Annotated in this window: 8 protein-coding genes; 5 read left to right on the top strand and 3 right to left on the bottom strand. The window is 66.5% G+C overall.

Translation table 11 applies throughout. The features are described 5' to 3' along the window. Positions 1-123: 123 nt before the first annotated feature. Complete coding sequence (locus tag BKG60_RS18635; RefSeq protein ID WP_070187893.1) at positions 124-1,080, bottom strand: serine hydrolase; 957 nt, start codon at positions 1,078-1,080, stop codon at positions 124-126. A gap of 323 nt (positions 1,081-1,403) precedes the next feature. Between BKG60_RS18635 and rplS the strand changes: the two genes are divergently transcribed. From rplS to BKG60_RS18610, 5 genes are all read left to right on the top strand, one after another. Next, positions 1,404-1,745 carry a 50S ribosomal protein L19 gene (gene rplS / locus BKG60_RS18630; protein ID WP_019347348.1) on the top strand — a complete coding sequence of 114 codons (342 nt, stop codon included), beginning with the start codon at positions 1,404-1,406 and terminating at the stop codon, positions 1,743-1,745. Positions 1,746-1,812: 67 nt separating this feature from the next. Next, positions 1,813-2,673, top strand: coding sequence for a signal peptidase I (gene lepB / locus BKG60_RS18625; protein WP_070187894.1), 861 nt, complete (start codon positions 1,813-1,815; stop codon positions 2,671-2,673). Positions 2,674-2,692: 19 nt separating this feature from the next. Continuing rightward, positions 2,693-3,481 (top strand): ribonuclease HII, encoded by a 789-nt coding sequence (locus BKG60_RS18620; protein ID WP_075909823.1) that lies wholly within the window; start codon positions 2,693-2,695, stop codon positions 3,479-3,481. Continuing rightward, entirely contained in the window at positions 3,478-3,783 is a 306-nt protein-coding gene (locus BKG60_RS18615) for a DUF2469 domain-containing protein (RefSeq protein WP_003881082.1), read from the top strand. The genes BKG60_RS18620 and BKG60_RS18615 overlap by 4 nt, the downstream gene beginning before the upstream one ends. Positions 3,784-3,854: 71 nt before the next feature. Next, positions 3,855-5,057 (top strand): amidohydrolase, encoded by a 1,203-nt coding sequence (locus BKG60_RS18610; RefSeq protein WP_070944182.1) that lies wholly within the window; start codon positions 3,855-3,857, stop codon positions 5,055-5,057. On the opposite strand, the gene BKG60_RS18605 is transcribed toward BKG60_RS18610, so the two are convergent. Continuing rightward, positions 5,044-5,748 carry a dienelactone hydrolase family protein gene (locus BKG60_RS18605; protein WP_070944155.1) on the bottom strand — a complete coding sequence of 235 codons (705 nt, stop codon included), beginning with the start codon at positions 5,746-5,748 and terminating at the stop codon, positions 5,044-5,046. The genes BKG60_RS18610 and BKG60_RS18605 overlap by 14 nt on opposite strands. A 24-nt stretch (positions 5,749-5,772) precedes the next feature. Continuing rightward, positions 5,773-7,227, bottom strand: a complete 1,455-nt coding sequence (locus BKG60_RS18600) for a protein adenylyltransferase SelO (RefSeq protein ID WP_070944154.1) — start codon at positions 7,225-7,227, stop codon at positions 5,773-5,775. Positions 7,228-7,246 lie beyond the last annotated feature (19 nt).

Below are 7,246 nucleotides of genomic sequence, written 5' to 3'. Positions count from 1 at the left end.
ATGCGACGCTCAACACGGCGGAATGACCCTCGAATTGTGTCGACCTGCGGGCCTGACTAACACCAACGCGCCACAGAGCGCTCTGAGGCACCCCGCCCCCAACACCACTAATTCAGCAGACTCCTAGATCCGGCCGCCGGGGAACATGGTCTTGACGGCGTCGGTGATGGTGTCGCGAGCGGTGGCCGAGTTCGTGGGCTGCAATGAACCGATCACCATGATGAAGCGTCGGTCCGGGCCCACCACTCCGGTGGACAGGTGCATCCAATCCGAACCGATGCAGCACATCCAACCTTGTTTGACCGCAACAGGTTCGGCGTAGAGGCCGTCGGGAATGCCGAATCGCTGGGGGTAGATGCCTCCCGGCTGGGTGCCGTCGATGGCGTTCGGAGTGGACTGGGCCAGGTTGGACAGGATCACATTGGCCTGTTCGGCGGGCAGACCTCCGCGCCCGTTCATCAGCATGTCGTAGTAATGCACCAGATCGGCTGCGGTGCTGATGGTGTTCCACCACCGCCCGTCATCGGGCGGCCGCGTCGAGCCCAGACCGTAGCGGGCGGCCACCCGGTCGACGATGGCGCTTCCGCCGCTGCGGTTCCAGAACACCTCCGCGGCGCTGTCGTCGGAGGATCGCAGCATCACGTCGAGATTCTGACGATCCTCGGAGCTGAGGATCGTCTGCCGCTTCGCCTCCTGCAGAAGCAGATCATCGGCGATGAACAACTTGACCACCGACGCGATGGCGATCGTGGTGCCGTTTCCGTTGGAGATCAGTTGGCCCGTGTTGCGGTCGAGCACCAGCACCGTGATGTCGGCGCCGGCGTCGGCGGCGTCCTCGGTGGCCTGGCGGGTGCGGTCTTCGAGTCCGAGGAAACTGGGAGCGGGCTCGCCGGGCGATGCCTCGGGTAGCGGGGCCATGCTGCCCTGAGGGACGACGACGGTCAGTTGGGGCGCGCCGAGGGGGGTGGGGGGAGTCCCGTACACCCGGGCTTCGCAGCCGACTGTCACGACGGCCATCGTGACCACCGCCACCATGCTGACCGCGTTGGCAATCATCAGCTTCGACGGCCGCCGTCGCATGGTCCTCCTTGAACCGGCAGTGGATCCGATGCGTTCTGCACGACCGGCACATCGGTGGATGAAGCCTAACTGTTCGCCACGTGGCGTGCGTCGTTAGTCGTGCTCGAAGTATGCTGCCGGAGTCGATGCGGATGGGTGCTCAAACTCGCCGGATTTCACGGTATGGGGACCCATCTGGCACAATTGAGCAGTTGTCTGCGCAGGGCTGGGCCGGCTTGTCCGCGTTCCGCTGCGAGATGCAACCCGATACACCCGAAAATCGCTTCGGCTGCGTGATCTGTGCGCGCCTGCCCGGAGCAGCGAACAACAAGGAAGTGTCACCGATGAACACGCTGGACTTCGTCGATCAGGCGTCGCTGCGCGACGACATCCCGACCTTCAGCCCCGGCGACACCGTCAACGTGCATGTGAAGGTGATCGAGGGCTCCAAGGAGCGCATCCAGGTCTTCAAGGGTGTCGTCATCCGTCGCTCCGGCGGCGGCATCCGCGAGACCTTCACCGTGCGCAAGGAGAGCTACGGCGTCGGCGTCGAGCGAACCTTCCCGGTGCATTCGCCCAACATCGATCACATCGATGTCGTGACCCGCGGTGACGTGCGTCGCGCCAAGCTCTACTACCTGCGCGAACTGCGTGGCAAGAAGGCGAAGATCAAGGAAAAGCGCTGAGCGCGCTGCTCCGCCTGACGAAGCTCTCGTCGCGGGATCGGTCACGACGCTCGCTACTGTGGTGCCTGTGACCGGACCCACCGACTCTGCCGACGCGCGCTCGGAGGGCGACCTCGACTCCGACTCGGCTTCAGATTCCGCCTCAGCCGCACCGGAGTCCGCCGGCGACGAAACGCCGGACGAGCCATCGAAGCCCAAGCACTCCACGGCGCGTGAGATTGCCATTCTGGCCAGCATCGCCTTGGTGCTGTATTACGTGACGCTGACGTTCATTGCCCGGCCCTATCTGATTCCGTCGGAATCCATGGAGCCCACGCTGCACGGCTGCGCCGGCTGCGTGGGTGATCGCATCATGGTCGACAAGGTCACCTACCGGTTCTCGAAGCCGGAGCCCGGTGATGTGGTGGTCTTCAAGGGCCCGCCCTCGTGGAACATCGGCTACAAGTCGATCCGGTCGGACAACACCGCCATCCGTTGGGTGCAGAACGCCCTCTCTTTTGTGGGATTTGTGCCGCCGGATGAGAACGACCTGGTCAAACGGGTGATTGCGGTTGGGGGGCAGACAGTGCAGTGTCGTGCCGACACCGGTCTGACGGTCGACGGGAAACGACTGAACGAGCCGTACCTGGATCCGGCCACCATGATGGCCGATCCGAACATCTATCCGTGTCTGGGCAATGAGTTCGGTCCGGTCTCGGTCCCGCCCGATCGCCTCTGGGTGATGGGTGACAACCGGACCCACTCGGCCGACTCGCGCGTGCACTGCAGCAATCTGCCGGCCGATGCCCGGGAAGGTTTGTTGTGTACCGGTGATCCGATGGCCGGCACCGTCCCGGTGGAGAATGTAATCGGAAAGGCACGGTTCATCGCCTGGCCGCCGTCGCGCTGGGGCGGTATTGCTGGCGGGAACCCGCAGACCGACTCCTAGGAGCTGCCCGGTGCCTCCAGTGGCGAAGACGTCGTGGCCGCCTCGGACCGTGATCCGGCGGTCGTCCGGCCTGCGCACGCTGGAATCTGCGTTGTATCGCAACGGTCTGGGCCCCGTGGCCGGGGTGGACGAGGTCGGTCGCGGTGCCTGCGCGGGCCCATTGGTGGTGGCCGCCTGCGTGCTGGGCCCCAACCGGATGGACAGCCTGGCGTCTCTCGACGACTCGAAGAAACTGGGAGAGCGGGAGCGGGAACGGTTGTTTCCCCTCATCCGCCGATATGCGCTGGCCTACCACGTGGTGTTCATTCCGTCTGACGAGGTGGACCGGCTCGGGGTGCACGTGGCCAACATCGAGGGCATGCGGCGTGCGGTGGCGGGGCTGACCCTGCGGCCGGGCTACGTGCTGTCTGACGGGTTCCGGGTTCCGGGGCTGGCGGTGCCGTCGCTGCCGCTGATCGGGGGAGACGCCGCAGCTGCCTGCATTGCCGCGGCCAGCGTGCTGGCCAAGGTGAGTCGCGACCGGTTGATGGTCGAGATGGAGCAGCACCACCCCGGTTACGGGTTCGCCGAGCACAAGGGGTACAGCACCCCCGCGCACTCCGCGGCGTTGACGGAGCTGGGGCCGTGTCCGGAGCACCGCCACTCGTATGTGAACGTGCGGCGGGCCGCAGAGACAGCGCATGTGCGGCGGGCCGCAGAGATGGCAGGTGTGCGGCGGGATGTGGCACCAATGCGGCATGCTGAAGCGGCGTACGCAAAGATGGTCGACAGGGCATCAGCACAACGAGAAGGACAGCACACCAGATGAGCGCCGAGGATCTCGAGAAGTACGAAACCGAGATGGAGCTCTCGCTTTACCGCGAATACAAGGACATCGTCGGCCAGTTCAGCTATGTCGTCGAGACCGAGCGCCGGTTCTACCTGGCCAACAGCGTTGAGCTGATTCCGCGTAACTCCGAAGGTGAGGTCTACTTCGAGTTGAGGCTCGCCGACGCCTGGGTGTGGGACATGTACCGGCCGGCCCGGTTCGTCAAACAGGTGCGGGTCATCACGTTCAAGGACGTCAACATCGAAGAGGTCGAAAAGCCCGAGTTGCGGTTGCCGGAGTAACAGCGGTCAGGGGCGAGGTGATGGTGACAGTCGATACCGGACCCGACGACATCCGCCGTCGCGCCACCGCGGTGCTCGAGTACCTGCCCGAGGTTCGGGCGTGGCAAGAGCCGCTCTACCGGGATCTCCATCAGCATCCCGAGCTCTCACATCAGGAACGGCGTACCGCCGGTGTGGTCGCCGCGCGCCTGCGGGAGTCCGGCCTCGATGTCCATGAAGGTGTCGGGGGAACCGGTGTCGTCGGTGTGCTGGGTAGCGGTGACGGTCCTCGGGTGCTGTTGCGCGCGGACATGGATGCCCTGCCGGTGACCGAGGCGACGGGCCTGCCGTATGCGAGCGCCGTACCCGGCGTGATGCATGCCTGTGGCCACGACGTGCATGTGACCTGCCTGCTGGGTGCGGCGGAATTGTTCGCCCGGGCCACTGATCTCTGGCGCGGCACCGTGATCACGCTTTTCCAGCCCGCCGAGGAGGTCGGCGGCGGAGCCCGCGGCATGGTCGACGACGGCCTGGTCGATCTGATCGGTCCTGTCGATGTGGCATTGGCCCAGCACGTGTTTCCGGCGCCGGCCGGGCAGGTGCGTACCCGCACCGGTCCGGTGTTGTCCGCGGCGGACAGTCTGCGCATCACGGTTTACGGCCGAGGCGGGCACGGTTCGATGCCGCACGCCACTGTGGATCCGGTGGTGCTGGCGTCGATGATCGTGATCCGTCTGCAGACGATCGTGTCTCGTGAGGTCGATCCGAGCCAGACGGTCGTGCTGACCGTCGGCAGCGTTCAGTCGGGGACCAAGAGCAACGTCATCGGCGGCCATGCGGTGCTCGAGCTCAACCTGCGCACCTTCGACGAATCGGTGCGCACCGCGGTGCTCGCCGCGATCCGGCGCGTGGTCATCGCCGAGTGTCAGGCATCGAACTCACCGCGCGAGCCCGAATTCGAGATGTACGACAACTTTCCGCTCACCGTCAACGACGATGCGGCGACGGCTCGTGTCGAGACTGCGTTCAGCGCCTACTTCGGTGATCGGGTGCAGACCATGCCGGCTGCGCCGGCCAGTGAGGACTTCAGCGATATTCCGGTTGCCCTGGGAGCGCCCTACACCTACTGGGGGTTCGGCGGCATCGACGAGCAGGCCTTTCACGCAGCAGTGATGGCTGACCGCGTGAGCGCCGACATACCGGTGAACCATTCACCGCGGTTCGCCCCGGTGATCCAGCCGACGTTGGACACCGGCACCCAGGCACTCGTGGTCGCCGGGCTCAGTTGGCTTTAGCGGCCAGGTGCTCGCCGAAGAATGCGAACACCCGCGACCAGGCATCGGCTGTGGCGGCCTCGTTGTAGCCGAAGCCGGCGATTCGCAGAATCGCTTGCCCGGGCAGCTGATTGGCGAAGCTGTGCCCGGCGTCGGGGTAGACCTTGATGTCGGCCGGGATGTTCTTGTCGGCGACGATGCGCTGCAACTTTGCGGGCGCGCCGAGGCCTGCCGGGTCGCGGCGCCCGAAGCTGGCCACCACCGGGCACGAAGCGTCCAGTACCTGGTCGAGGTGTTTCGGCAGTGGCGTGCCGTAGAACGGGGCTGAGGCGCCGAAACCCTTGGGACCCATGATGAGCGCGAACTGCCCGCCCATGCAGAACCCGGCGATGCCGATCGCCCCGGTGCACTGCGGGTGTGTGCGCAAGTGGTCGCGCGCGGCCAGAATGTCGTCGAGCGCGCGGCCGCGCTGCGTGAGCAGTTCGCGGAACACTCTGGTGATGCATCGTGCACGGCCGCCGCGGGAATAGAGGTTGGGGGTAACTGCCAGATAACCCGCCGCCGCGACGCGTTCGGAGATGGCCTCGTTGTCGGGCCCGTATCCGATCGCGTCGTGGATGATCACCACCCCGGGCCATGGCCCGTCACCCTCGGGGCGGTTGAGCAGAGCATCGATCGGACCGGCCGGGGTGTCTATCGTGATCGTCGTCACCCGACCTACGGTAATGGGTGAGCCTCAGGTTCCGCAGAACGTGCGGTAGGCACCGAAGTCGGCGGGCGCGGGTGCGGCATATCGTTGCAGGCCGGGGCGCTCCTCGTACGGTGCCGTGAGGGCCTGCATCAGCTGCTGGATCGGTGCGAGGTCACCGTCGGTGGCCGCGCTCAAGGCTTCCTCCACCAGGTGGTTACGGGGAATGTAGATGGGGTTGATCCGGTCCATTGCGGCGGTGTCGGGGTGCAGGGCCCGCCACCGTTCCAACCACTGGTCGAAACCGCCGGCAATGGGGGCTTCTCCGCGCGCGGTGCGGCCCAGGTCGCGAAAGAACGATGTGTAATCCGTTCGATTCTGCTGCAACAGCCCGAGCATGTCGTCGATCACTGCGCGCGCCGCCTCGTCATCGACATCAGCGGACAATCCGAGCTTGGCGCGCATGCCCGCCGACCACGCCGCCTCGAACTGCGGTCCGAACTTTTCCAGGGCTCCGGTGGCCAGTTCGACGGCCTGGTCGCCGCCCTCGGCGAGCAGCGGCAGCAGGGTTTCGGCGAAGCGGGCCAGATTCCATGCCGCGACCGTGGGCTGGTTGCCGTAGGCGTAGCGGCCGCCGTGGTCGATCGAGCTGAAAACCGTTGCGGGATCGAAAGTCTCCATGAATGCGCACGGACCGTAGTCGATGGTCTCGCCGGAGATGGTCATGTTGTCGGTGTTCATCACGCCGTGCACGAACCCGACCAGCATCCACTGCGCCAGCAACGAGGCTTGCGCCGCGACAACCGACTCGTACAGCGCCAGGTACGGGTTGGCGGCCTCGGCCGCTGCGGGGTGATGGCGGGCGATGGCGTGGTCGGCCAGCCGGCGCAGCAACCCGACGTCGCCGGTGGCCTGCTCGTACGCGCCGGCGTACTGGAAACTGCCGACCCTCAGGTGGCTGCCGGCGATCCGGGCCAGAACCGCCCCTGGCTGCGGGCTCTCGCGCTGGACGTCCCGTCCGGTGGCCACCACGGCCAGCGCCCGGGTGGTGGGGATGCCGATGGCGTGCATTGCCTCACTGACGATGTACTCGCGCAGCATCGGCCCGACGACGGCCAGACCGTCGCCGCCGCGGGCGAAGGGGGTGCGCCCCGAACCTTTCAGATGCAGGTCGCGTGGCCGGCCGTCGGCGTCGACGAGTTCGCCGAGCAGCAGGGCGCGCCCATCACCCAGCCGGGGGACATACCCGCCGAACTGATGCCCGGCATAGGCCTGGGCGACCGGGGTGGCGCCATCGGGCACGACGGTGCCCGACAGCAGGCCGACCCCGTCGGGTGTGCGCAGCCAGGAGGCGTCGAGGCCGAGTTCGGCCGCCAGCTTCTCGTTCAGCACGAGCAACCGGGGCGCCGGAGTCGCTTCAGCCCGCCACGCGACCGCCATTTCGGGCAGGGCGCGGGCGAAGCGGTTGTCGAGCACGACGGTCGGTTCGGATGCGACGCTCACCTCTCGAGCCTACGGAGCC

Origin of the sequence: Mycobacterium syngnathidarum (assembly GCF_001942625.1) — a bacterium.
Lineage (GTDB): Bacteria > Actinomycetota > Actinomycetes > Mycobacteriales > Mycobacteriaceae > Mycobacterium > Mycobacterium syngnathidarum.
The sequence above is the reverse complement of the archived record's forward strand: the minus strand, read 5'-3'. Positions and strand labels throughout refer to the sequence as shown.

Coding starts and splice junctions, on each gene's coding strand:
- BKG60_RS18635 (WP_070187893.1), bottom strand. CDS start 1,080: ATGCGACGGCGGCCGTCGAAGCTGATGATTGCCAACGCGGTCAGCATG.
- BKG60_RS18615 (WP_003881082.1), top strand. CDS start 3,478: ATGAGCGCCGAGGATCTCGAGAAGTACGAAACCGAGATGGAGCTCTCG.
- rplS (WP_019347348.1), top strand. CDS start 1,404: ATGAACACGCTGGACTTCGTCGATCAGGCGTCGCTGCGCGACGACATC.